A 25,147-nucleotide genomic window follows, 5' to 3' on the forward strand; every position below is an offset into this window, starting at 1 on the left:
GAACGGCTATGGATTTGTTGATTATCTACGGCATTGAGGTTCTCAATGCCATTGCCGTGCTGGTGGTGATGAGCCTGGGGCTGGCGGTGGTGTTCGGCATGATGAAAATCGTCAATATGGCCCACGGCGAATTTATGATGCTCGGCGGCTACAGCGCGATTCTGGCCACCAATCACCTTGGCATTCCGATCTGGCTGTCGATGCTGGTGGTCGCTCCGCTGACGGTGGGCATTTTTGGCATCGTTATTGAGCGCATTATCATCCGCCACCTTTATGGCCGGATGATCGATACCATGCTGGCCACCTGGGGGCTGAGCCTGGCGCTGATTGGCGCGGCCACGATGGCGTTTGGTAACACCACGTTGGGGATCAGCGCACCGCTGCCGGCGGTGAGCGTGGGCAGCTACACCACCAGCGGCTATTCGCTGTTTATCATCCTTTTCGCGCTGTGCCTGATTGGTGCCCTGTGGCTGCTGCTGCGGTTTACCACCCTCGGGCTCTGCGCCCGAGCCACCATGCAAAACGCGCGAATGGCCGCCGCGCTGGGCAGTAATCCCGGCAAAATCTACAGCCTGACCTTTGGGCTGGGCGCGGCACTCTCGGGGCTGGGCGGCGCGCTGCTTGCACCGATCACCGGGGTGATCCCAACCATCGGCGTCAGCTTTATCGCCAAAGCCTTTATCACCGTGATTGGCGGCGGTAGCGCGATTATTGCCGGTACGCTCTCCTCTTCCACGCTGTTTGGCACCATCTCGCAGCTGGTGACCTATCTCTCCACGCCGGTGTTTGGTGCCGTAGCGCTGCTGCTCAGCGCCATTGTGCTGCTGCGCCTGCTGCCGCAGGGCATCACCGGCCGTTTCTTCAGGAGATCGCTGTAATGAAAATGCTTGCTGAAAAGCTACAGATCGTGGTGACCGCGCTGCTGGTGGTGCTGGTCGCGTGCTGGCTGTCGGGAGTGATTGAGCTTTACACGCTGCTGTCCCTCACCGTGTTTCTGGTGATGGGGTTGCTGTCGCTAAGCCTGGCCTTTATCTGGGGATACGGCGGCATTCTGTGCTTCGGCCAGGCGGCGTTCTTTGGCATCGGGGCCTATACCTATGCGGTCTGCGCCATCAACTGGGGGGATTCCACCTGGGCGGTGGTGATGGCGGTGCTGTTGCCAACGCTGTTCTCCGTGCTGCTGGGCTATGTGATTTTCTACGGCGGCGTCAGCGACGTTTATCTGGGAGCGATCACCCTGGCGGTCAGTCTGGTGCTGTTCAACTGGATCAACTCCACGTCGGGCAGTGAATACCATATCGGCGAGGCGCTGCTGGGCGGCTTTAACGGCATTCCCTCGGTGCCGACGCTCAACGTTCCGTTCCAGCCGGACGCTATCTTGTCGCCGGAAGCGTTGTTTATCGTCACCGCAGCCTGCCTGGCGCTGTGCTACGCGCTGCTGAAGTTCGTACTGCTCAGTCGCTTTGGCAAAACGGTGGTCGCGATCCGCGAAAACGAACAGCGGGCGGGCCTGCTGGGCTATAACGTTCCGGCCCACAAGCTGGTGACCTTTGCCATCGGTGCTGCCGTGGCGGGGCTGGCAGGGTGTCTGTACGTTAACTGGGGTGCGTTTGTCAGCCCCGGCGTGTTCAGCATCAGCCAGTCAGCGCAGATCATTATCTGGGTAATCGTCGGCGGCCGCGGAACGCTGCTCGGCCCGGTGATCAGCTGCATGCTGCTGCAGTGGATGGTGACCCGGCTGGGCGCGCAGCAAACGGTTGATGTCAATCTGGTCCTTGGCGTGATCCTCGCCCTGTTCGTGCTGTTAATTCCCGGCGGCATTCTGCCCGGCCTGCAGCGGATCTGGCGGCGCAAGCGTCGGCCTGCCGCGCCGGCTTCCTCCGTACAGGTGAAAGAGGTGAAACCATGAGCGTATTACTTCAGACGCACCAGATGGGCGTCAGCTTTGGTGGTGTTCATGCGGTGAAAGCGGTGGACTTCACCCTGAACGAGGGCGAACTGCGCTGCCTGATTGGCCCTAACGGTGCGGGGAAAAGCACCTTTTTTAAAATGCTCAGCGGCCAGGTGACGCCCACGCGCGGGGAGTGCCGCTATCGCGATCGGGTCATTTCCGGTAAACGGCCGTGGGAAATCGCCCGGCTGGGTATCGGCATCAAAACTCAGGTTCCCAGCGTGTTTGAAGGGTTGAGCGTGGCGGAAAATCTGTGGCTCGCCGCCGCGAACAAAATGGATAAAGCGGCGGTCGCGGGCGAAGTCGATCGGGTGCTGGAGGATATCGGCCTCAGCGATCGGCAGAATGACATCCTCTCCGAAATGGCCCACGGCCAGCGACAGTGGGTAGAGCTGGGGATGATCCTGATTTCGCGCCCGCAGCTGGTGCTGCTGGATGAGCCCGCCGCCGGAATGACCCACCACGAAGTGCGTAAAACCGCCGCGCTGATTCAGCGGATTAACCAGCAGAGTACGGTGGTGGTGGTTGAGCACGATATGGATTTCATCGGCATGATCGCGCAGCAGGTGACGGTGTTTAACCAGGGCGAGGTGCTGGCCGAAGGCACCTTCAGCCAGGTCACTCAGGATGCGCGCGTCAAAGAAGCCTACCTTGGCAATCTGGAGATTAAACATGCTTGAAATGAAACAAACGGTCTCCGGCTACAATAAAATTCCGGTGCTGCACCTGTCCGAGCTGTTTATCGGTGCCAAATCCTTTACCGGCGTGCTGGGCCGCAACGGTATGGGTAAAACCACGCTGCTGCGCACCATCATGGGGGAGCTGCCCGCATGGCAGGGCACCATCGCGCTAAACGGTATCGATATTACCGGCTACCAGCCGCATCAGCGGGCGGCGGCGGGCATCGGCTTCGTTCCGCAGGGGCGGCAAATCTTTCCGCAGCTGACCGTAGAGGAAAACCTGCGTATGGGATGCGTTAAGCAGTTCTCGCGGGCTGAAGAAATCATCGGGCAGATGCTGGATATTTTCCCGCGCCTGAAGCGGCTGCTGGCGCAGCCGGGCGGCGCACTGTCAGGTGGTGAACAGCAGCTGCTGGCGCTGGCCCGATGCCTGTGCGGCAGGCCGCAGCTGGTGCTGCTGGACGAACCGACGGAAGGGATACAGCCGAATATCTGCGAAGAAATTATCGACACGCTCCAGCGGCTGCGCCATGAAATGGATATCTCGATTATCCTGGTTGAGCAGGACATCGAGTTCCTCTACGCGCTTTCCGATCGTATTCACGTGATTGAAAAGGGGCAAATCGTCCGCCAGATCGACCCGGCAACCACGCCCAGCGCCCGGGTAGCGGAACAATATCTGGGGTTTAATGCCTGAGTCGGCTGCTGCCGGTGGCCATCCTTCTGGCTGACCGGCAGCCTGCCTCTGTCCCAAACGACACAGCGGCAGGCAGAGCAAACAAAGCGCTGGCCTGTCGGGTTGCTTATTGTGAAGCATCACTATCCCGGACAAGACAGGGTGATTCATGATTGAGCAATCCTTACTTGCCGCGCTTTCCGGCGTTCGGCTGCATCTTTTCCATCCTCATACCCAGGGTATGCGGGCCTTTTGTACTTCGCTGACCCAGCTTGGCTGCCACGTGCGGCACGACTGGCCGATCCCTGCGAGCCTTCCTCCTGAAGCTGACCTGGCGATTATTGCCGTCGATCGCCACCAGCAGGCGTCGATCGCGCCGCTGTTCCGGCACTACCGCGGCGTACAGACCCCGGTGCTTGCCCTGGCCGACTGCCAGGACGGGCAGCTGTTTCCGCTGCTGCTGGCGCTGGAGCCGGATGCGATTTCAGCGCGCGAGGCCGACCCGTTCTCGCTGATTATTCAGATCGTAGCCAGGCTGCGTGCGGCGCAGGAACAGCAGACGCTGCGCGACCGATTGCATAAGCAACAGCAGGCCAGGGCTCGGCAGGACAGTCTGGCGCAGGCGAAAGGCGTGCTGATGCAAACCTTCGGGTTGGATGAGTCGGGGGCCTACGGATTTATGCGTAAAGAGGCGATGAACACCCGCAGCAGTCTGGAATTCACTGCGGAACGGGTGCTCAATAGTCTGCAAAAATAATCAGCTGCCGGGCTGGCCGCTGGCCGAATGCAGCAGGCTGCTTGGCGTATAGCCAAAGGCCTTGCGAAAGGCGAGGCTGAAATGGGACATATCGCTGAAGCCGTGATCGAGCGCCACCTGGGTGATGTTTCGCGCTTTGCCTTCCGCCAGCGCTTTATGGCAGGCCAGCAGGCGCTCGTGCCAGACGCAGTTCATTGGCGTGGTGCCGTTGGCCGCAAATACCCGGCTGAGGGTGCGAGGAGAAACATGATGGGCGTTGGCGATCTGCGCCACCGACAGATCGTGGTCCTGCAAATGCTGGCGCAGATAGCTCATCACGCGGGAATAGAGGCTGGGTTTTAATCCCTCGTCGCTTTTTTGCAGATTCAGGCCGACGGAAATCACGGTAAACAGCGTATTGGCGAACTGCTCGGTCAGGCAGCTGCCTTCTTCGGCGGCATTAAAACGGAAGGCCTCATCAATCATATGCCTGAGCGCGACCATGCCCGGTCGGGAGAGATCCAGCGAGGTCCCGGACATTGCCGCAATCGCCGGGGCTTCTTTTTCAATCAGATGGCGCGGCAGATGGATGATGTTCATCGACACGTTTTCCATGGCGAAATGGAACGGCGAGCTGGCGTCGTAGATCACCATATCCCCGGCGCTGACCTGCGTTTCATTGTTATTCTGCCGCAGGCGGCCGCTGCCTTCACAAATATAGCCGAGATAAAAATCGGGATTCGGGTGGCGGCGAATGCATTCGGGCGTTCTCTGCCACATCATCGACGCTTGCGAAACGTGATTGGCGATATCGAACTGGCCCAGCATGCCGTAGCTGAAGCGGCCGGAAAACATGCCCGCCTGCACCTGCTTTGCCTCTGCCTTGATCAGGCGAGAACAGACGGCATCGCGCCAGGCGTCGAAGCGGTGCCGGTTCTCTAAATGCTCCGTGGTGAAATTTTCTCTCATCGTCAGATCCCCCGGACGTGGCGTAAAAGGTGAAATCAGCAGAAAACATGCAAACTCCAGACCATTCCTGCCGGAGTACCGCCCCAGACAGCGGGGCGGTAACAGATGGGAATTACAGCGCGGGGTGCTGCTGATGCCAGTCGGTCACCTGCTGATAGGCCCAGGCAGCCTGAATCATACTGACTTCATCAAAATGCGCGGCAACCAGCTGGAAGCCAACCGGCGCACCGACAGCGGTTTTGCCGCCGGGCAGCGTAATGGTCGGATGGCCGCTGGAGTCGAATGCACTGGTATAGCGCAGCACGCCATTAAACAGTGCCTTGTCGGTACCAAAGCGGGTCATGGTGTCCCAGGTTAAACCGGCATAGGCAGTAGCCGGGGCGATAATCAGATCAACCTGGCCGAACAGGGCAGAAATCGTGCCGCGAAGCGCCGCGCGGTTCAGCAGCAGCCGCTGGAATTCCAGGGCGGTGACGCTGTGGCCAAGATCCAGCAGGCCCGCCAGTCCTGGCCCGTATTGATCTTTTTGCGAGGGATAGGTTTGCCGATGTGCGAAGGCCGTTTCCACCGCGCACAGCGGGCTCCACTCTTCGGCCGCCTGCTCGGTGTCCGGCATGGTGATATCCACGAAGGTCGCACCCAGCTTGCTCAGGGTGGCGATCGCCTCCTGCAGCACCCGGCGGGTATCCTCATCCACTTTTTCCAGCGCCCAGGTTTTATCCAGACCGATGCGCATTTTACCTATGCCGCTTGTCATCAGAGCAAGGTAGTCGGGCACCGGCTCGATGCTGGAGGTGGGGTCCTGCTCATCGCGACCGGCAATCGCCTGCAGCATGGCCGCGGCATCGGCGGCGGATCGCGCCATCGGGCCGATATGATCGAGGGAGGCCGCCAGCTCGAAAGCACCGTGCCGGGTTACGCGCCCCCAGGTTGGCTTAATACCGGTCAGACCGTTGGCATTGGAGGGGAAGCGGATCGAACCGCCGGTATCGGTGCCGATAGCACCAAAGCATAGCCCGGCCGCAGTGGCAACGCCGGAACCGCTGGAAGAGACGCCGGTCCACAGCGCGGAACCCCACGGGTTAACCGGGCGAACAACTTCCGGGTGATGATCGGCAAAGGCGCTTTCGGTTTGTTTTAGTTTGCCGAGGATCACCGCCCCGGCGGCGCGGAAGCGCGTGACGATGGAGGAATCCTCCGTGGGATAATGCGACTGGTGGATCAGCATGCCGTGGCTGGTGGGGGCATCTTTGGTCCAGATCAGATCCTTCAGCGCAATGGGCACGCCGTGCAGCGGGCCGCGGATGATCCCCTGTGCGATTTCCTGGTCGGCTTCTGCCGCCTGTTGCAAAGCACTGTCGCGCATCACATAAAAATAGCTATGTAAATCGGCATCCAGCGAGGCGATGCGATCCAGCAGAGCGGTGGTCACTTCAACGGAAGCAATCTCTTTCGACTGAATCAGTCGGCCTGTTTCCAGCAAGCTTTTATAATGCAGGTTGTTCATCGTGGCCTGATCTCCTGAAGGGAATGATGCCTGCGAAAGCAGACAATATGCTGATCACCAACGTAAATCAGGCCGCCAAAGCTGGCTATGCTATGGCGGACAGAGGGTGTGCCAGAAGTGCCAGTGCGGCAAAGGTGAGGCGGGGCGGGGCGTGGAAGACATTGCCGCTGTCATGTTTTCTAACCATTGTTCACGAGTGCAATATTTTGCAACTGCTGCCCCGCGCGCTAGACTGTATCGTATTGATTATGTTGAAAGCGGGGCAAAAGGTGGACGCTATAGCAGGTAAATCCTTACAGGTATCGGATGCGATTATCTCGTGTCAGCTGGACGGCCACGGCGGGATGATCCCGATTGCCGACAGTGAAGTACTCACGTGTGACCATCCGTGCTGGCTGCACCTGAATTACACCCATCCCGAAAGCGCCGAATGGTTGACCACCACGCCGCTGCTGCCGGACAACGTGCGCGATGCGCTCGGCGGCGACAGCATGCGGCCGCGCGTCAGCCGTCTGGGCGACGGTACGATGATCACCCTGCGCAGCGTCAATCTGAACAGCGAATCGCGGCCCGATCAGCTGGTGGTGATACGCGTGTTTATCAACGACAGGCTGATTGTTTCAACCCGGCGGCGGAAGGTGTTTGCCATTGATGAAGTGCTGACCGATCTGCAAAACGGCAACGGTCCGCATAACGGCGGCAGCTGGCTGGTGGACGTTTGCGACTCGCTGACCGACCACACCAGCGAATTTATTGAGGATCTGCACGATAAAATCATCGAGCTGGAGGATGCGGTTGTCGATCAGCAGGTGCCACCGCGCGGCGAGCTGGCGCTGATCCGCAAACAGCTGATTATTATGCGCCGCTACATGGCGCCGCAGCGGGATGTGTTTTCGCGGCTGGCCAGCGAGCGGCTGCCGTGGATGAGCGATGACGACCGCCGCCGTATGCAGGATATAGCCGACCGACTGGGGCGCGGGCTGGACGATCTGGATGCCAGCGTGGCGCGGACCGGAGTGCTGTCCGATGAAATCAGCTCGGTGATGGCCGAGGCGATGAACCGCCGCACCTATACCATGTCGCTGATGGCGGTGGTTTTCCTGCCGACGACCTTCCTGACCGGCCTGTTTGGCGTCAACCTTGGTGGCATTCCGGGCGGCAGCTGGCGCTTTGGTTTTGGTATTTTCTGCCTGCTGTTAGCAATCCTGGTGTTGGGCGTTGCGTGGTGGTTAAAGCGGCGTAAATGGTTGTGAAGAGGACAAATTATTGTGGGGTAAAGGCGTTTAAAACTGATCGACGTCAATAACTGGCGACGTTGTTAAGGGCAAACTCTCTCTCGCAGGTGAATGCAACGTCAAGCGATGGGCGTTGCGCTCCATAATTGTCTTACTTCATTTTTAGAATTAATGCATAGCACATTTAATTCGTACGACGCCGGCTTCGAGCCGGCTTTTTTTTTGCCCGTTTGCCAGCCCGCCAGGATGTCCTACGCTTAACGTTCACGCGTTGAAAACAGAGGGGACAGCAAAATGACTAAGCAGCCTGATGCTATTCGCGGTTCTGAACCACTCAGCGATCCCGTACCCGTTCCCGGGCCGATACCCACGCCACAGCCCATGCCCGATCCGCCGCCGGTCGACCCCGACCCGATTATCGATCCGCCCGCACATTACTGAGCGTGGGCTACTGCGCCGGTCTGTCCGGGAACTGCTGCTCGCGCCACTGCTTGATCAGCGCGGCACGGCGGCGGGGATAGCGGGTGGTGTTTAATTCCAGGGAGATAATACGGTCGGTGCGGAAATGGCGGAAGTCGCCGCGCAGCTCGCACCACGCGCCGAGAATATGCAGGTTATCGAAATAGCCCAGCAGAAACGGCCAGATAACGCGCCGGGAAGATTGATCTTTGCCGTCGCGATAGGTGAGGGTCGCCGTCAGTTCGTGCCTGATTGCCCGCCGGATGGCAACAAAATCCACGCTTTCAATCAGCGGGTTGGCGGAGGGCGCGGCCATCAGCCCGTTACTGTCGAGGCTGTGGCGCAGGTCTTCAGGCAGCACGGCGGCTATTTTGCTCAGTGCGCTTTTGGCCGACTGGCTCAGCCCGGTGTCGGTGCGGCTGGCAACCCAGCGCGAACCGAGCACCAGTGCTTCGATCTCCTCCTCGCTGAACATCAGCGGGGGCAGGGTGAAGCCGGGTTTTAACACGTAGCCCATACCCGGCTCACCGGCGATATCCGCACCCTGCTGTTGCAGCGTGGCAATATCGCGGTACAAAGTGCGCAGGCTGATGCCGAGCGTGGCAGCGAGCTGAGCGCCGGGAACGGGGAAGCGGTGATTGCGCAGTAACTGCAGCAGATCCAGCAGGCGTTGCGATCGCGACACACTTCCTCCGTGAAACGTTGAGCTTAGCCGACCTGAAGGATATCAAGACGAACGGGCGCGTCGTCTTCATCTTCCGGCTGCCAGCCGGCGGGCTGCATTGGCAGGGTTTCGCGATCGAAGGCCAGATCGCCACCGCCAACAACTTCGCTGCCGTGGACGATGCCTTTGAAGTCGAACAGTTCGGTATCAGCAAGATGCGAAGGCACCACGTTCTGCATGGCGCTGAACATCGTTTCGATGCGGCCAGGATAGCGTTTATCCCAGTCGCGCAGCATATCGCCAATCACCTGACGCTGCAGGTTAGGCTGCGAGCCGCACAGGTTGCACGGAATGATCGGGTATTCACGGGCGATGGCGAAACGCTCAATGTCCTTCTCGCGGCAGTAGGCCAGCGGACGGATAACGATATGTTTACCGTCGTCGCTCATCAGCTTCGGCGGCATGCCTTTCATTTTTCCGCCGTAGAACATATTGAGGAACAGCGTCTGCACGATATCGTCACGGTGATGTCCCAGAGCGATCTTGGTGCAGCCCAGTTCGGTTGCCGTGCGGTACAGAATGCCGCGGCGCAGACGGGAGCAGAGCGAGCAGGTGGTTTTGCCTTCCGGGATCTTATCTTTAACGATGGCGTAAGTGTCTTCTTCGACGATCTTATATTCCACGCCCTGGGCTTCCAGATATTCCGGCAGAATATGCCCCGGGAAACCCGGCTGCTTCTGATCGAGGTTCACTGCCACCAGCGAGAAGGAAACCGGCGCGCTCTGCTGCAGGCTGCGCAGAATTTCCAGCATGGTGTAGCTGTCCTTGCCGCCGGAAAGGCACACCATAATCCGGTCACCCTCTTCGATCATATTAAAGTCAGCAATCGCCTGGCCGACGTTACGGCGCAGGCGCTTCTGGAGCTTGTTGAGGTTGTACTGCTCTTTTTTACTGGTTTCCGGATTCGGTTGCATTTATTTGCTATCTCGTATTGCAGAAGTGGGCGAGAACATCGGCAGGCCCGGCATGAAAACTGACTGGCGTGCTATGGTACGGATTACGACGCCGAATACCAGCACGTTTTACAGTAGAACTCCATCTTGCATCTCTACTACCAGAGTGGTTCGATTTTTGCTCCCGTCGAAGATCGTGATTATCTACCAGTAACAATGGTGTCGGCTGACAACCAGCTGCAGCTGGGTTTAAAGGTTTGTTCCCATTAAGCGACTGGTCAATAATGGGATATGGTGATTAACGACCTGTGCTCGAGAGGCATTTTATCCAAATTTTTCTTCCATTTCCCTGTCTACATCCAGAATGTTATATACGTCCAGGACACCTGTATCTTTATCTCTGATTTGGACGTGAGGCCAGTCTTTATTATGCCAAATACCCCCGGGATTCAGGCCTGTATCCAGCGCAGCATCGGTGTAAACGTGATAGCCATTCACTCCCTTAATGAAAATATCCGGAGACCATTCAGCTTTGCCATTAACCAACCAGAAGCAATCAACGGCTTCCCCCCATTGATGCCAGGACAGGCCTGGTGGGGTATTGGTGACCTTTATCCCGTGTTGTGGGCCTACCGATTCGATGCAATGAGCGAGGAAATTGGCGCCCTGTTTTTTGAACATACTGATTCTGTTCGTTATCTCCTCTATGGATCGAGACTGACGCCATAGCCTGCCTTGCTCAAAGGGATCGCGAAGACCTGTGCCTGGTCTCATTTCGCAGCCTTCAAGTTTGCATAGTGCTATCACTTTTAAAACTTTGTCTTTAAGTTCAGGGTTCACTAAGTCCAGATCGGCAGCCATATTTAGCTCCAATACAATGTCATTGTACGGTAGGGGATATCCCATCAGAGGGACAAATTAACTGTAGCTATTGGTCGTCATTTAGTCAGGTTACCAGTGAGTATGGAATGAGGTTTAGGAATTTGATGTAGTTTTTTCCGCCAAATCGTTGTGTCAAAAACGCGATAATATTGAGTAGAGCAAGTTTTACATGTGTATTGTACAAACTTCACGCAACAATAACTGCGCGAAGCCTCAAACCCTGCCGCTGCGCAGTCTTGACCCTGAAAGTAACGTTTCCAGCGGATTATCTGCTACAATCAGCGGCAAAATTCCCGCCCGATTTATCAGAGATTATACCCGTGACTGCTTTTTCTACCCTGAACCTGCTGCCCGCCAGCCAGATTGAAAACCTTAATGAACTTGGCTATCTGGCCATGACGCCGGTACAGGCCGCATCGCTGCCGGCGATCCTGGAAGGGCGTGACGTACGCGCGCAGGCAAAAACCGGCAGCGGCAAAACCGCCGCGTTTGGCCTTGGCGTGATGCACCGGCTGGACGTCAGCCAGTATGTCACTCAGTCGCTGGTGCTGTGCCCGACGCGTGAACTGGCTGATCAGGTGTCGAAAGAGCTGCGTCGGCTGGCGCGTTTTACCGCCAATATCAAAATCCTGACGCTGTGCGGTGGCCAGCCGATGAACGCGCAGCGTGATTCGCTGCTGCATGCGCCGCACGTGGTTGTCGGTACGCCAGGGCGTGTCCTGGAGCACCTTAAGCGTGAAACCCTGAAGCTGGACGGCGTGGCTACGCTGGTGCTGGACGAGGCCGACCGGATGCTGGAGATGGGCTTCCGCGATGATATCGACGCGATAATCAGCTACTGCCCTCAGCAGCGCCAGACGCTGCTGTTCTCCGCCACCTGGCCTGAGGACATCGCCCGCATCAGTCAGCGCGTGCAGCGCGATCCACTGACGGTGGAAACCGGCGACGTTTCCGATCTGCCGTCCATTGAGCAGACGTTCTATGAAGCCAGCGCGCGTGAGAAAATGAGCGCGCTGACCGGCCTGCTCAGCGATCGCCAGCCCGCCTCCTGCGTGGTGTTCTGCAACACTAAACGCGAATGTGATGACATTGCCGCCTCGCTGGGAGATGCGCAGATCAGCGCGCTGGCGCTGCACGGCGATCTGGAACAGGCCGAGCGCGATCGCGTTCTGGTGCGCTTTGCCAACGGCAGCTGCCGGGTGCTGGTGGCGACCGACGTTGCGGCGCGCGGGCTGGATATCAAATCGCTGGCGATGGTAGTGAACTACCAGCTGTCGTTCGATCCGGAAGTTCACGTCCACCGCATTGGTCGTACCGCCCGCGCTGGCGCAGAGGGCTGTGCGGTCAGCTTCGTTGCGCCGGATGAAATGCAGCGCGCCCACGCGCTTGAAGATTTCCTGCAGCAGCGCCTGGCGTGGCGTAACGTCAGTGAACTGAAGTCCGTGGCACCAAAACCGCTGCGCGCGGAGATGACCACCATCAGCCTCGACGGCGGGCGTAAAGCCAAGATCCGTCCGGGTGATATCCTGGGGGCGCTGACCGGTGACGGCGGGCTGAGCGGCGATCAGGTGGGTAAAATTGATATCGCGCCTACGCTTGCCTACGTGGCAATTCGTCAGGAGCTGGTGCGCAAGGTGATGCAGCAGCTTACGCAGGTGAAAATTAAAGGGAAAACCTGCCGCGCCCGCATCGTCAAGTAAAGCCGTCAGCTGCACAAAACAAAACGGCCCCCGGGTGAAATCCGGGGGCCGTTTTTTATCCGATCGAAAGGGCGATTAAATCTTGGTAATCACCGGCGGCGCGGCGAGCAGGGATTCAACGCCGGCAATCAGTTTCAGGAAATGCGGCTGCTTTTCATGTTCTTCGATAGCCGCATGGCTTTTCCACGTTTCGTGGAACAGGAACGAATCCGGGTTTTCTACGCTGCGGTACAGATCGTAATGTACGTTGCCGGCCTCAAGGCGGCTCGGTGCCACACAGGGGTTCAACACGTCAAACAGCGCATCGCCTTTGCCCGGCTTAGCGGAAAATGTGGCGATAATCAGTACGGATTTCTCAGACATTATAATCTCCATTTAAAAAACGTTGCTGGCGCAGGGCCAGACACAAACAGGCCTGGCTGTAAGAGTAACCGTTTACGCTTTTTTTGCCATGAGCATTTGTGGCTAATGAATTTCCAGCGACTGTACGCCGTTTATCTCCAGCAGTACGTCATACATTTTTTCCGGTACCACCTTTCGTGACAATGTCACATCCACCATCATTTCACACAGTCCGGTTTCGGCGTCGCGGTGGGCGAGGATGACTTTGCCGGTGCGTACTTCCCGACGCTGTAGGGCAATCAGCACCAGCGGCACGCTTTTAGGCTTAAGCTGGAAGATCAGGGTAAGATTACGGCCGATAAATCGGTAGCTGATACGGCGGAAGGTTTCCAGCACCACCAGTGCCAGCAGGGTGCCGTAAATGCCGATCTCATACATGCCGCTTCCGACAACCAGCCCGATAGCCGCCGTGACCCACAGCCCGGCGGCGGTGGTCAGCCCCTTGACCATCTGTTTTTGAATGATGATAGTACCGGCACCGAGGAAACCCATGCCGCTGACGACCTGAGCAGCGATCCTGCTGGGGTCCAGCTCGATATGCGAGGCTCCCAGGATATCGCTAAAGCCATACTTAGACACGATCATAAACATCGCGCTGCCAATCCCCACCAGCACGTGGGTGCGCAGCCCGGCTTCTTTCGAGCGCAGCTGCCGCTCCATGCCGATCAGACCGCCAAGCGCACCGGCAAGCGCGATGCGCAGTAATAAGTCGAAGACCACTATCTATCCTCCTGTATTGTAAAGATTTTCCTTAATTTTTTCTTATCAATTGTAAATTAAGACCTGAGGGTATTGATATTTTATCAATTTTGATTTTGTAAAATTGGATGACAGCTATCGACCTGTCGCAAAACCTGGCATATGCTGGCTGGCGCCTTTGACCCTTCACCGATCGGAGTTTACACAATGAAAGCAGCCACTTTTTTGCTTGCAGCGGCAACGCTGGTGCTGTCGGCCTGTAGCAGCGACAACGAGCCGCCGCAGCAGGCAACCGCCGCACACGTCCCGGCAAGAGTACAAATGGCCGATCTGGCAGCGAGTAATTGTGAGAATGCAGGTGGAACGCTGGCGCTTTCACGTCAGCTGGATGGATCTTCGGTAGGAATGTGTCAGCTGGCGAACGGCCGTCGCTGCGGCGAGAGTGCATTACTTAACGGCACCTGCGCCCGTTAAACCCCCGCCTGTAGGCAGCGGGGGCGGTGGTTGACTCAGAGCTGGTTAGCGCAGGGCTCGCCTTTTTCCAGCTGCCGCAGATTCTGCAGCGTGGTCTCTGCGATGCTGGTCAGCGCTTCGGCGGTCAGAAACGCCTGATGGCCGGTAAACAGCACGTTGTGGCAGGCTGACAGACGGCGGAAAACGTCGTCCTGAATCACGTCGTTCGACTTATCCTCAAAGAATAAATCCCGCTCGTTCTCGTAAACATCCATTCCCAGCGCGCCAATCTTCTGTTTTTTCAGCGCGTCGATGGCTGCCTGCGAATCGATCAGGCCGCCGCGGCTGGTATTAATAATCATCACGCCATCTTTCATCTGCGCGAAGGCACTCTCGTTGAGCAAATGATGATTCTCCGGGGTCAGCGGGCAGTGCAGGCTGATCACGTCCGACTGGGCAAACAGCGTTTTCACATCAACATATTCCGCACCCAGCTCCAGCGCCAGTGGATTAGGATAAGGGTCGGAAACCAGCAGGCGCATGCCAAATCCCTTAAGGATGCGCAGGGTGGCGATACCGATCTTACCGGTGCCGATCACACCGGCGGTACGGCCATGCATGTTAAAACCAATCAGGCCTTCCAGCGAAAAGTTGGCATCGCGGGTGCGCTGATACGCGCGGTGAATGCGGCGGTTCAGCGTCATCATCATGCCAACGGCATGCTCAGCCACCGCTTCGGGTGAATAGGCCGGCACACGAACGACCTGCATTCCCAGCTCTTTGGCCGCATCAAGATCGACGTTGTTGAACCCGGCGCAGCGCAGCGCGATAAACTTCACCCCCAGTTCCGCCAGCTCTTCCAGCACCTTACGGCTGCCGTCGTCGTTGACGAAAATACACACGCCGTCACATCCCGTGGCGTTCTTCGCGGTACGTTCGGTCAGCAGGAAGTCGAAAAATTCCAGCTCGAAACCGAAATCCTGATTCACCTGTTCCAGGTATTTCCGGTCATACTGTTTGGTGCTGTACACCGCAAGTTTCATCGTTATAGTTCCTTTTACCGCTGCAGAATGAATAACTGCAGTTTATCAACTATTCTCAGCGAGCGAGAACCTGATGGTGGCTACTGCTGCAAAAAGCATCGAATCCACCGTAAAACGGTGAAAAACTTCACGATGAAGCGATTCCGTGCCATCATTTCGTTGATAATCACGGACCGAACAGGATTTTGCTGCCATGAACAGGGGCTGGAAACGCGCGCTTGCCGCGCTGCTGGCAGCGATCCTGCTGCTGACAGGACTTTTACTCACGGTAACGCAGTGGCTGCCCAGGCTGGCAGGGCTGTGGTTGCCGAACGATACCACCATTTCCCTTGATGGCGGGCCGCGCTGGCAGCACGGTGCATTGAGCCTGCCCGGCGTCCACTACACTATCGGCGACTGCGAACTGGCGGCGGTGAAAAACGTCTCGCTCAGCTACCGCCACCAGCGCTGGGTGGCCAACGCAGACAGCGTGATTATCGACAGCGAGTGCGCGGCCAAACTCCCGGCCAGTGACAGCCAGGATGCTCCCCGCACGCTGGCTGAATGGCAGCAGATGCTGCCCGGTGCCAGCGTGACCATCCGCCAGCTGACCCTCAAACCCTGGCCGCAGTGGGCGGGGCAGCTCCAGCTTGATTTCGAACCCGACAGCCAGCAGCTGCACTATAAAGGTGACAATCTCTCTCTTGAGGCTGAACTGCGGCAGCAGCAGCTGACGCTAAAAACCCTGACCGTACTGGCACCGGGTATCGCTCAGCCGGTCACGCTTGACGGTACGCTGACGCTGCCGCGCATTCCTGATGCGCTGCCGCAGAGCGGCGTGCTGCATGGCAATCTGGCGCTGGACGGCATTGCGGAGCCGCTGAATGTGCAGCTTGACTGGCAGCAGCAGAGCGGCACCTTACGCGTCAACGCGGCAAATCAGCCACAGCCGCTGCTGGATCTGCCGTGGCAGATCACTCCGCAGAATATTCAGATACAGCAGGGCAGTTGGAGCTGGCCGTGGGGCACCCAGCCGCTTTCCGGCGGGGTTTCGCTGCTGGCAGAAAACTGGCAGAAGGGGCTGACCGCCACTCAGCTTAGCGGCCGTCTGAACCTGTTGACCTCAGGGCGCGGCGGCAAAGGCAACGTGGTGCTGTCGGTGGGGCCGGGGCATCTGGACTGGCAGGAAAGCAGCCTGCCACTGCGCCTTTACGGCGAAAGCAAACTCGATGCGCTGCAGTTTTACGCCAGCCTGGTGGGCGAACTTCGCGGGCCGCTGGCCGATCCGCAGCTGGCAATGCTGCCCGGCGCGCTGCTGCGGATGAAAGGCCGCCTGCTGTCGACGCTGGAAGTCGATGAAGCCCGCTGGCCGCTGGCCGGGGTAAAGATCTCTTCAGCGGGGATCGACGGTCGTCTGCAGGCGATACTCAGTGCGCACGACGTGCAGATGGGCAATTTCCGCCTGCACCTTGACGGACGGGCCAGCGACTTCTGGCCGGACAAAGGCGAATGGCGCTGGCGCTACTGGGGCGACGGGCGGCTGAAGCCGCTGGCGGCGAAATGGGATGTGACGGGCACCGGGCGCTGGCAGGATTCGCTGATTGAACTCTCCACGCTTTCCACCGGCTTCGATCGCATCAGCTACGGCAGCGTGAACATGGCTGCGCCGCGCCTCACATTGGTGAAACCCGTCAGCTGGCAGCGCGATGAGCAGAATCCATCCTTCGACGGCGAGCTGGCGTTAAAAGCGCGGGAAACCCGCTTCAGCGCCGGGGGCTATCTGCCGCCCTCAACGTTAACCCTGGTGGTAAAGGGCCGCGATCCGGCCGCGTTTCTGTTTAACGGCGCACTCCAGGCGCAGAAAATCGGTCCGGTTCAGGTACGCGGGCGCTGGGACGGCGAACGCCTGCGCGGCCAGGCCTGGTGGCCGGAACAGTCGCTGCGGGTCTTTCAGCCGCTGCTCAGCCCGGACCTCAAACTGTCGATCCAGAGCGGTACGCTGAAGGCGCAGGTGGCATTTTCAGCCGCGGCCGATCAGGGACTGGAGGCCGGTGGCCACTGGCTGGTGCGTAACGGCCGCGCGCTGCTGCCGGATAATGAATTCAGCGGCGTGGATTTCTCGCTGCCGTTCCGTCTGCAATCCCACCGCTGGTACTTTGGCACCCACGGCCCGGTTTCGCTGCGCATTGGCGAGATCAAAAACCAGTTTGCCATGCAGAATGTTACTGCGGATCTGCGTGGCTGGTATCCGTGGAGCGAAGCGGAGCCGCTGAGCCTGAGCAACGTCAGCCTGGATATGCTGGGCGGTACGCTGAGCCTTGACCGTTTACAGATGCCGCAGACCGAGGCGGCAAAAATCCGCGTGCAGCATCTTGCGCTGTCGCAGCTGATTACGGCGATGAAGCTCAAGCAGATTGCGCTTTCCGGCCATATCAACGGCGAGCTGCCGCTGTTCCTCAATAACAGCCAGTGGCTGGTGAAGGACGGCTGGATCGCCAACAGCGGGCCGCTAACCGTACGTATGGATAAAGATATGGCCGATGCCATCAGCAGCAATAATATTGCTGCCGGTGCGGCCATCGACTGGCTGCGCTATATGGAAATTTCGCGCAGCTGGGCGACGCTCGACCTTGATAACCTTGGCTGGATGAGCCTGACGGCAAAAGTCGACGGCACCAGTCGATTTAGCGACCGCGATCAGCGCGTTGCGCTGAATTACTCCCAGCGGGAAAACCTGTTTCAACTCTGGCGCAGCCTGCGCTTTGGCGATAACCTGCAATCCTGGGTGGAAGATAACGCCACCCTGCCGTCGCAGAAGGAAAAACGTGATGAAAGCCCTGAATAGCCTGCTGATGGCTGGCGCGATGCTGTCGCTGAGCGGATGTATTCCGCGCATTGAAGTGGCGGCGCCGAAAGAACCGATCACCATCAATATGAACGTCAAAATCGAGCACGAGATCCATATCAAGGTCGATAAAGACGTGGAAGCGCTGTTAAAAAACCAGAGCGGTCTGTTCTGAGGATAAAACCATGAAATTGCTGAACAGAGCACTCCTGCTGGGCTGTCTGCTGATATCTTCCGGTGCCATGGCGCTGACGCTTGACGAAGCGAGGCAGCAGGGTCGGGTGGGCGAAACGCTTAACGGCTATATTGCCCCCAGACAGACTGATGCGGAAACTCAGGCGCTGGTAAAACAGATCAACGAAGGCCGCAGCAGGCAGTATCAGCTGCTGGCGGAGCAGAATAATATGACGGCGGCCGAGGTGGCCAGAATCGCCGGACAAAAACTGGTGACGCGGGCAAAACCGGGTGAGTACGTGCGCGGGATCAACGGTCAGTGGCTGAAAAAACAGCCGTAGCGAAAAGTATGACCGTAGCGAAAAGCATTGCTATAGCCAAAAAAAACGCGATGCAGCGGGCATCGCGTTGTTATTACGTTCCGGCAGCGATTTGCCACCGGTGATTAAAATCAGGCTGCAACGATTTTAGAGATAGCGTCTTTGGCATCGTTAGCGGCTTTCTGTGCCACTTCCGGACCGTAACCGATACCTTCAGCGAACACGAACTGCACGTCGGTCATTCCCAGGAAGCCCAGGAAGATGGTCAGGTACGGAGTCAGCAGATCGTTCGGGGTATCTTTATGGATGCCGCCACGGCTGGTCAGAACCACCACTTTTTTACCTTTCACCAGGCCTTCAGGACCGTTTTCGGTGTAGCGGAAAGTGATGCCTGCACGGGCAACCAGGTCGAAGTAGTTTTTCAGCTGAGTTGGGATGTTGAAGTTGTACATTGGTGCAGCGATAACGATAGTGTCATGCGCCTGCAGTTCTTCAATCAGCTCGTTGGACAGCGCCAGCGCGTCCTGCTGACGGGCAGACAGTTCAGCGTCTGAAGGGCGCAGTGCGCCAACCAGCTCACCGTCCAGCACCGGAATTGGGTTTGCAGCTAAATCGCGGATGGTGACTTCATCACCAGGATGAGCGGCTTTCCACTCTGAAACCAGATGATCGGCCAGTTGGCCTGACTGAGAATAACCGGCGAGGATGCTTGATTTCAAAACGAGTACTTTGCTCATGTCTTCATTTCCTGTTGAGTCGCGGAATGCTGTCCGCCTGATGTGAAACACTCTACTGCGATATGCCGGTGAGTGTAAGTGCGAGTTTTTGTTATCTATGTTCGAAAATATTGAATAAGGATAGCCGCGCAGGTAAAACGCTAAGTTCTTGTCTGTGCTACTATACGCAAAATTTTTTATCACAATACATCCATGTTGTCGGTTAACCGCGCAATAAAGTGAGTTTGACCTATGTCTGATACACCACAATCTGCCCTGACCGCGTTCTGGCCGCGCCTGGACTCGCTGATGCTGCGCGACAGCCAGCGCCTGCAGCGCCGTCTGCACGGGGCAAAAAAAGTTAAAAGCCCGGCCGCACTCCAGGCGATTACCGAAGAGCTAAACCAGGATTTTACCGCCGCCGAGCTGCGCATTGCCCAGCGCCGTGCCGCCGTACCGACCATTAACTACCCTGAAAATCTGCCGGTTAGCCAGAAGAAGCAGGACATCGCCAATGCCATCCGCGACCACCAGGTGGTGATTGTCGCCGGTGAAACCGGCTCGGGGAAAACCACCCAGCTGCCGAAAATCTGCATGGAGCTGGGCCGCGGCATTCGCGGCCTGATCGGCCATACCCAGCCGCGCCGCCTGGCCGCGCGCACCGTTGCCGACCGTATTGCCGCCGAGCTGGAAACCTCGCTGGGTGGCTGCGTGGGCTACAAAGTTCGTTTTAACGATCAGGTCGGTGACACCACCCAGGTGAAGCTGATGACCGACGGTATCCTGCTGGCGGAAATCCAGCAGGACCGTCTGCTGATGCAGTACGACACCATCATTATCGATGAAGCCCACGAACGCAGCCTGAACATCGATTTCCTGCTCGGCTACCTGCGCGAGCTGCTGCCGAAGCGCCCCGATCTGAAAGTGATCATCACCTCGGCGACCATCGATCCGCAGCGTTTCTCGCGCCATTTCAACAATGCGCCGGTGATTGAAGTCTCGGGCCGCACCTATCCGGTAGAAGTGCGCTATCGCCCGGTGGTGGAAGATGCTGACGATACCGACCGCGACCAGCTACAGGCGATCTTCGACGCGGTGGATGAGTTGGGTCAGGAGAGCCGTGGCGATATTCTGATCTTTATGAGCGGCGAGCGTGAAATTCGCGACACCGCCGACGCGCTGATGAAGCGCGATCTGCCGCATACCGAGGTGCTGCCGCTCTACGCGCGCCTCTCCAACGCTGAGCAGAACCGCGTCTTCCAGTCACACGTCGGGCGGCGCATCGTGCTGGCAACCAACGTGGCGGAAACCTCGCTGACCGTGCCGGGCATCAAATACGTGATCGACCCGGGCACCGCGCGCATCAGCCGCTACAGCTTCCGCACCAAGGTGCAGCGCCTGCCGATTGAACCGGTATCGCAGGCGTCAGCTAACCAGCGTAAAGGGCGCTGTGGCCGCGTCTCCGAAGGGATCTGTATTCGTCTGTACTCCGAAGATGATTTCCTCAGCCGCCCACAGTTTACCGACCCGGAAATCCTGCGCACCAACCTGGCTTCGGTCATTCTGCAAATGACTTCGCTCGGGCTGGGAGACATTGCCGCCTTCCCGTTTGTGGAAGCACCGGACCAGCGTAATATTCAGGACGGCGTGCGCCTGCTGGAAGAGCTGGGTGCGATCACTCTGGATGATAATCAGCACTATAAACTGACCTCATCCGGTCGATCGCTGGCTCAGCTGCCGGTGGACCCACGCCTGGCGAAAATGGTGCTGGAAGCGCAAAAATACGGCTGCGTGCGCGAGGCGATGATTATTACCTCCGCGCTGTCGATTCAGGACCCGCGCGAGCGCCCGGCCGAGAAAAAGCAGGCATCGGACGAGAAACATCAGCGATTTGCTGACAAAGAGTCGGATTTCAACGCCTTTGTTAATCTGTGGAACTATCTGCAGGAGCAGCAGAAAGCGCTGTCATCCAGCCAGTTCCGTCGCCAGTGCAAGCTGGACTATCTTAACTATCTGCGCGTGCGCGAGTGGCAGGATATCTATACCCAGCTGCGCCAGGTGGTACGTGAACAGGGGCTGCCGGTGAACAGTGAACCGGCCCCGTTCCGCGAAGTGCATACCGCGCTGCTGACCGGCCTGCTTTCGCATATTGGCCAGAAAGACAGCGACAAGCAGGAGTACACCGGCGCGCGCAATGCCCGCTTCGCCATCTTCCCCGGCTCCGGGCTGTTTAAAAAGCCGCCGAAGTGGACGATTGTCGCCGAGCTGGTGGAAACCAGCCGCCTGTGGGGGCGCATTGCTGCGCGCATTGAACCGGAGTGGATAGAACCGCTGGCGCAGCATTTGCTTAAGCGCAGCTACAGCGAGCCGCACTGGGAGAAAGCGCAGGGCGCGGTTATCGCCGTAGAGAAGGTGACGCTTTACGGCCTGCCGATCGTCGCGGCGCGCAAGGTGAACTACAGCCAGATTGACCCGGTGCTGTCGCGTGAACTGTTTATCCGCCATGCGCTGGTGGAGGGCGACTGGCAGACGCGCCACGGCTTCTTTAAAGCCAACCTTAAACTGCGTGAAGAAGTGGAAGAGCTGGAACATAAGTCCCGCCGCCGCGATATTTTGGTGGATGACGAGATCCTCTTCGAGTTCTACGACCAGCGTATTCCGCACGACGTGGTATCCGCCCGCCATTTCGACAGCTGGTGGAAAAATGCCAGCCGCACCGAGCCGGAGCGGCTGAACTTCGCCAAAGAGATGCTTATCCGCCAGGGCGCGGAGAACGTCAGCAAACTGGATTACCCGAACTTCTGGCATCAGGGCAACCTGAAACTCAAGCTCAGCTACCAGTTTGAACCGGGCGCGGACGCCGACGGCGTGACCGTCCACGTGCCGCTGCCGCTGCTGAATCAGGTGGAGGAAAAAGGCTTTGAGTGGCAGATCCCCGGTATTCGCCGCGAGCTGATTATCGCGCTGATTAAATCGCTGCCGAAGCCGTTACGCCGTAACTTTGTTCCCGCGCCTAACTATGCGGAAGCGTTCCTCGGCCGCGTTGAACCGCTGGCGCTGCCGCTGCTGGAATCGCTCGAGCGCGAATTCCGCCGCATGTCCGGCGTGACGCTGGACCGCGAAGCCTGGCAGTGGGATCAGGTGCCCGATCATCTGAAAATCACCTTCCGGGTGATCGATGAAAACAACCGTAAGCTGGCGGAAGGCAAAGACCTCGATGCGCTGAAGCTGCAGCTGAAGGGCAAGGTGCAGGAAACCCTGTCTCAGGTGGCCGACGACGGCCTTGAGCAGAGCGGTCTGCATATCTGGAGCTTCGGCGATCTGCCGGACCACTTCGAGCAGAAGCGCGGCAGCTACAGCGTGAAAGCCTGGCCGGCGCTGGTGGATGAAAAAGACAGCGTGGCCATCCGGCTGTTTGACTCGCAGCACGAACAGCAGAAAGCCATGTGGCGCGGCCAGCGCCGCCTGCTGCTGCTGAACGTGCCGTCGCCGATCAAATACCTGCACGAGAAGCTGCCGAACAAGGCCAAGCTGGGGCTGTACTTTAACCCGTACGGCAAGGTGCTGGATCTGATTGACGACTGCATCGCCTGCGGCATTGATAAACTGATTGCCGAACACGGCGGCCCGAGCTGGCAGGAATCCGGCTACACCCGGCTGCACGATGTGGTGCGCGCCGAGCTGAACGACACGGTGGTGGAGATCGCCAAAATGGTCGAGCAGATCCTCACCGCGGTGTTCAACATCAACAAGCGGCTGAAAGGGCGTGTAGATATGACCATGGCGCTGGCGCTTTCCGATATCAAAGCGCAGATGGGCGGGCTGGTGTATCGCGGCTTTGTCACCGGCAACGGCTGGAAAAAGCTGGCGGACACGCTGCGCTATTTGCAGGCGATTGAACGGCGCATGGAGAAGCTGGCGGTGGACCCCCACAGCGACCGCGCCAGGATGATCAAGGTGCAGAACGTGGAGCAGGCGTGGAACACCTGGTTCAACAAACTGCCGCCGCAGCGGCGCGACGATGACGACGTGCAGGATATTCGCTGGATGATTGAAGAGCTGCGCGTCAGTTTCTTTGCGCAGCAGCTGGGCACGCCGTATCCCGTTTCGGAAAAACGGATTACCCAGGCGATGGAACAGCTCGTCGTCTAGTCATAAAAAGAGAGCGGTCGTTCCGGCGATCGCTCTCGAAACGTTTGCCGGGTTTGAATCTGTTTAACGCTGTATGACCGTATACGAGACGGCTGATGCAAACGGGTACCATTCAGTTGCCTGGCTTATAGATAAATTACGATTTTATGGCTATTTTGCGCTCCGTACAGGCCTCACAAACCTAAATACATTAATATTTGTTTAAGTTTGTTTGTACTCAATGGAGCTGTAACTTTTGGCAAGGATCGCAAATGCCCCCCGGTGTCGCCATATTATTCTGGCGACGCTTTCTGCTATTACCTGTTTTCACTTCACCGCTCAGGCTGCTCCCTTTATCGATCAGCAGCAGCAGCACATTAAAACTCAGCAGTCGGCGAAAGAGGCGCAGTTAACCCCGGATTCGCCGGATATTACCCTGTCTGAACAGCCGCAGCCCGATGCCGAAGGTCCCTTTCCGCAGGAAACGCCCTGTTTTCCGATCAACCACGTTCAGCTGATGGGCAGAGAGGCCTTTCCGCACTGGTTTCCGGCGCAGCGGGTGGCCGACGGCGCGAAAGGGCACTGTCTCGGCGTGATGGGCATCAACCAGCTGATGAGCCGGCTGCAAAACCGACTGGTCGATCGCGGCTGGGTAACGTCGCGGGTGCTGATCCCCGAGCAGGATCTCAGCAGCGGAACGCTAATCGTTGCCCTTGTGCCGGGCATGATTCGCCATATTCGCTATGCCGACGGCTCCGATAAACGTGCCGTACTCTATACCTCGATTCCCGCCCGCGAAGGCGCACTGCTGGATCTGCGCGATATCGAGCAGGGGCTGGAGAATCAGCAGCGCCTGCCGACGGTGCAGGACAATATGGAGATTGTCCCCGGCGATAATCCCGGCGAAAGCGATGTGATCATCAGCCGACAGCAGAGCAAAATCTGGCGGGTTAATCTGTGGGCCGATGACTCCGGCACGAAGAGCACCGGGCGCTATCAGGGCGGTGCCATGCTGGCGCTGGATAATCCGTTCGCCCTCAGCGATCTGCTGTATGTTTCCGCCAGCCACGATCTCGGCTTCAAAAGCCACGAACAGAGCAAAAATATTAACGGCCACTACTCGCTGCCGCTGGGCTACTGGCTGTTTGAGGTCAACGCCGGGCAATACAACTACGTGCAAAACGTGGCGGGATTCAATGGCGACATTCGCTATTCGGGTAAGAGTAAAAACCTGAACGTTAGCCTTAGCCGCGTGATCCAGCGTAACGCCAGCGGCAAAACGACGATGCGCGGCAGCGTGCTGGTTCGCGAGATCCGTAACTACATCGATCGTACCGAAATTGAGGTTCAGCGTCGGCGCACCAGCGCCTGGCTGCTTGGGCTCGATCATCGTCATTACTTTGGCGACGTGACCGTTGACGGCGGCGTCAGCTTCCAGCGCGGCACCCGCTGGTTTGGCGCGCTGCCCGCTTATGAAGAGCACTATGAAGACGGCTACGATGCCACCGAAAAAAGTAAAATCCTCACCCTGACGGCGGGCCTGAACTGGCCGTTTACGTTGGGAAATCAAAACTTTTCTTATCAGGTTAACTACCTGCAGCAGGCCAGCTCCACCCCGCTGACCTCGCCCGATCAAATCGCTATTGGTAACCGCTGGACGGTGCGCGGCTTTGACGGTGAACGCACCCTCAGCGCCAGTCGCGGCTGGTATGTACAAAATACGCTGGCATGGCGTACACCGCTGCCGCAGCAGGAGTTTTATCTTGGCGCAGACTACGGCGAAGTGAGCGGGCGCAGCGACGGTTCCACGCTGCTGGGGCACCAGCTGGCGGGCAGCGTGGCAGGTCTGCGCGGCAGTATCTCCGCGCTCGGGGCCAGCTACGACGCCTTTAGCGGCATACCGATCTATAAGCCACAGGGTTTTAAAACCGACCCGGTGACCTTTGGCTTCAGCGTCAGCTGGCAGTATTGAT

Annotated in this window: 23 protein-coding genes and 1 pseudogene; 14 read left to right on the forward strand and 10 right to left on the reverse strand. The window is 58.1% G+C overall.

Going from position 1 to position 25,147, the window contains the following annotated elements:
• The first annotated feature begins 8 nt into the window (after positions 1–8).
• The 5 genes from JOE09_RS00995 (at position 9) to JOE09_RS01015 (ending at position 4,064) form a co-directional block, all read left to right on the forward strand.
• A complete protein-coding gene (locus tag JOE09_RS00995; protein ID WP_205064458.1) occupies positions 9–878 on the forward strand; it encodes a branched-chain amino acid ABC transporter permease in 870 nt (289 codons plus the stop codon).
• Complete coding sequence (locus JOE09_RS01000; RefSeq protein ID WP_205064459.1) at positions 878–1,909, forward strand: branched-chain amino acid ABC transporter permease; 1,032 nt, start codon at positions 878–880, stop codon at positions 1,907–1,909. Before JOE09_RS00995 ends, JOE09_RS01000 begins: the two co-directional genes overlap by 1 nt.
• Positions 1,906–2,631, forward strand: a complete 726-nt coding sequence (locus tag JOE09_RS01005) for an ATP-binding cassette domain-containing protein (protein ID WP_205064460.1) — start codon at positions 1,906–1,908, stop codon at positions 2,629–2,631. Before JOE09_RS01000 ends, JOE09_RS01005 begins: the two co-directional genes overlap by 4 nt.
• Entirely contained in the window at positions 2,624–3,328 is a 705-nt protein-coding gene (locus tag JOE09_RS01010) for an ABC transporter ATP-binding protein (RefSeq protein ID WP_105594685.1), read from the forward strand. Before JOE09_RS01005 ends, JOE09_RS01010 begins: the two co-directional genes overlap by 8 nt.
• A gap of 148 nt (positions 3,329–3,476) precedes the next feature.
• Positions 3,477–4,064 (forward strand): ANTAR domain-containing response regulator, encoded by a 588-nt coding sequence (locus JOE09_RS01015; RefSeq protein WP_205064461.1) that lies wholly within the window; start codon positions 3,477–3,479, stop codon positions 4,062–4,064.
• Here the strand turns inward: JOE09_RS01015 and JOE09_RS01020 are convergent, their stop codons facing one another.
• Both JOE09_RS01020 and JOE09_RS01025 read right to left on the reverse strand, forming a co-directional pair.
• Positions 4,065–5,012, reverse strand: coding sequence for a helix-turn-helix domain-containing protein (locus JOE09_RS01020; protein ID WP_205064462.1), 948 nt, complete (start codon positions 5,010–5,012; stop codon positions 4,065–4,067). It abuts the gene before it with no gap.
• A 112-nt stretch (positions 5,013–5,124) separates the two neighbouring features.
• On the reverse strand, positions 5,125–6,519 hold the full coding sequence (locus JOE09_RS01025) for an amidase (protein WP_205064463.1): 1,395 nt from the start codon (positions 6,517–6,519) through the stop codon (positions 5,125–5,127).
• A gap of 269 nt (positions 6,520–6,788) precedes the next feature.
• Here JOE09_RS01025 and zntB point away from each other — a divergent pair, with 269 nt between their 5' ends.
• A complete protein-coding gene (gene zntB, locus JOE09_RS01030) occupies positions 6,789–7,772 on the forward strand; it encodes a zinc transporter ZntB (protein WP_205064464.1) in 984 nt (327 codons plus the stop codon).
• A gap of 276 nt (positions 7,773–8,048) precedes the next feature.
• On the forward strand, positions 8,049–8,195 hold the full coding sequence (gene ynaL / locus JOE09_RS01035; RefSeq protein WP_200543658.1) for a proline-rich small protein YnaL: 147 nt from the start codon (positions 8,049–8,051) through the stop codon (positions 8,193–8,195).
• A 7-nt stretch (positions 8,196–8,202) separates the two neighbouring features.
• On the opposite strand, the gene JOE09_RS01040 is transcribed toward ynaL, so the two are convergent.
• The 4 genes and pseudogenes from JOE09_RS01040 to JOE09_RS01050 all read right to left on the reverse strand — a co-directional run bounded on the left by JOE09_RS01040 (position 8,203) and on the right by JOE09_RS01050 (position 10,691).
• Positions 8,203–8,898, reverse strand: a complete 696-nt coding sequence (locus JOE09_RS01040; protein ID WP_205064465.1) for an HTH domain-containing protein — start codon at positions 8,896–8,898, stop codon at positions 8,203–8,205.
• A 23-nt stretch (positions 8,899–8,921) separates the two neighbouring features.
• The gene (ttcA, locus tag JOE09_RS01045; protein WP_205064466.1) at positions 8,922–9,851 is read right to left on the reverse strand and encodes a tRNA 2-thiocytidine(32) synthetase TtcA; all 930 of its coding nucleotides are present in this window, start codon (positions 9,849–9,851) and stop codon (positions 8,922–8,924) included.
• A 70-nt stretch (positions 9,852–9,921) separates the two neighbouring features.
• Positions 9,922–10,014, reverse strand: a pseudogene (locus tag JOE09_RS26410) (hypothetical protein); the annotation flags it as partial.
• Between the two features lie 140 nt (positions 10,015–10,154).
• Entirely contained in the window at positions 10,155–10,691 is a 537-nt protein-coding gene (locus tag JOE09_RS01050; protein WP_205064467.1) for a M15 family metallopeptidase, read from the reverse strand.
• A 341-nt stretch (positions 10,692–11,032) separates the two neighbouring features.
• Between JOE09_RS01050 and dbpA the strand changes: the two genes are divergently transcribed.
• Positions 11,033–12,412: an ATP-dependent RNA helicase DbpA gene (dbpA, locus tag JOE09_RS01055; RefSeq protein ID WP_205064468.1), complete on the forward strand. Its 1,380-nt coding sequence runs from the start codon at positions 11,033–11,035 to the stop codon at positions 12,410–12,412.
• Positions 12,413–12,487: 75 nt separating this feature from the next.
• Here the strand turns inward: dbpA and JOE09_RS01060 are convergent, their stop codons facing one another.
• Both JOE09_RS01060 and JOE09_RS01065 read right to left on the reverse strand, forming a co-directional pair.
• Complete coding sequence (locus JOE09_RS01060; protein WP_200543649.1) at positions 12,488–12,775, reverse strand: putative quinol monooxygenase; 288 nt, start codon at positions 12,773–12,775, stop codon at positions 12,488–12,490.
• A gap of 102 nt (positions 12,776–12,877) precedes the next feature.
• Entirely contained in the window at positions 12,878–13,534 is a 657-nt protein-coding gene (locus JOE09_RS01065; RefSeq protein WP_105594677.1) for an MgtC/SapB family protein, read from the reverse strand.
• Between the two features lie 186 nt (positions 13,535–13,720).
• On the opposite strand from JOE09_RS01065, the gene JOE09_RS01070 reads away from it, so the two are divergent.
• Complete coding sequence (locus JOE09_RS01070) at positions 13,721–13,987, forward strand: putative hemolysin (protein WP_105594738.1); 267 nt, start codon at positions 13,721–13,723, stop codon at positions 13,985–13,987.
• Positions 13,988–14,022: 35 nt separating this feature from the next.
• Here the strand turns inward: JOE09_RS01070 and JOE09_RS01075 are convergent, their stop codons facing one another.
• A complete protein-coding gene (locus tag JOE09_RS01075; RefSeq protein ID WP_205064469.1) occupies positions 14,023–15,009 on the reverse strand; it encodes a 2-hydroxyacid dehydrogenase in 987 nt (328 codons plus the stop codon).
• 193 nt (positions 15,010–15,202) lie between these two features.
• Here JOE09_RS01075 and JOE09_RS01080 point away from each other — a divergent pair, with 193 nt between their 5' ends.
• From JOE09_RS01080 to JOE09_RS01090, 3 genes are read left to right on the forward strand one after another with little or no spacing between them, the layout of a single operon-like run.
• Positions 15,203–17,833, forward strand: coding sequence for a YdbH family protein (locus JOE09_RS01080; RefSeq protein WP_205064470.1), 2,631 nt, complete (start codon positions 15,203–15,205; stop codon positions 17,831–17,833).
• On the forward strand, positions 17,817–18,008 hold the full coding sequence (locus JOE09_RS01085; RefSeq protein ID WP_123329751.1) for a YnbE family lipoprotein: 192 nt from the start codon (positions 17,817–17,819) through the stop codon (positions 18,006–18,008). The genes JOE09_RS01080 and JOE09_RS01085 overlap by 17 nt, the downstream gene beginning before the upstream one ends.
• 10 nt (positions 18,009–18,018) lie before the next feature.
• Positions 18,019–18,348 (forward strand): YdbL family probable chaperone protein, encoded by a 330-nt coding sequence (locus tag JOE09_RS01090; RefSeq protein ID WP_205064471.1) that lies wholly within the window; start codon positions 18,019–18,021, stop codon positions 18,346–18,348.
• Positions 18,349–18,458: 110 nt separating this feature from the next.
• On the opposite strand, the gene JOE09_RS01095 is transcribed toward JOE09_RS01090, so the two are convergent.
• Complete coding sequence (locus JOE09_RS01095; RefSeq protein WP_123329755.1) at positions 18,459–19,064, reverse strand: FMN-dependent NADH-azoreductase; 606 nt, start codon at positions 19,062–19,064, stop codon at positions 18,459–18,461.
• 231 nt (positions 19,065–19,295) lie between these two features.
• Between JOE09_RS01095 and hrpA the strand changes: the two genes are divergently transcribed.
• Together hrpA and JOE09_RS01105 are read left to right on the forward strand one after the other, a co-directional pair.
• Positions 19,296–23,195 (forward strand): ATP-dependent RNA helicase HrpA, encoded by a 3,900-nt coding sequence (hrpA, locus tag JOE09_RS01100; protein WP_205064472.1) that lies wholly within the window; start codon positions 19,296–19,298, stop codon positions 23,193–23,195.
• Between the two features lie 235 nt (positions 23,196–23,430).
• Entirely contained in the window at positions 23,431–25,146 is a 1,716-nt protein-coding gene (locus JOE09_RS01105) for a ShlB/FhaC/HecB family hemolysin secretion/activation protein (RefSeq protein ID WP_239552887.1), read from the forward strand.
• Position 25,147 lies beyond the last annotated feature (1 nt).

The sequence above is a fragment of the Pantoea coffeiphila genome (assembly GCF_016909495.1).
Lineage (GTDB): Bacteria > Pseudomonadota > Gammaproteobacteria > Enterobacterales > Enterobacteriaceae > Erwinia > Erwinia coffeiphila.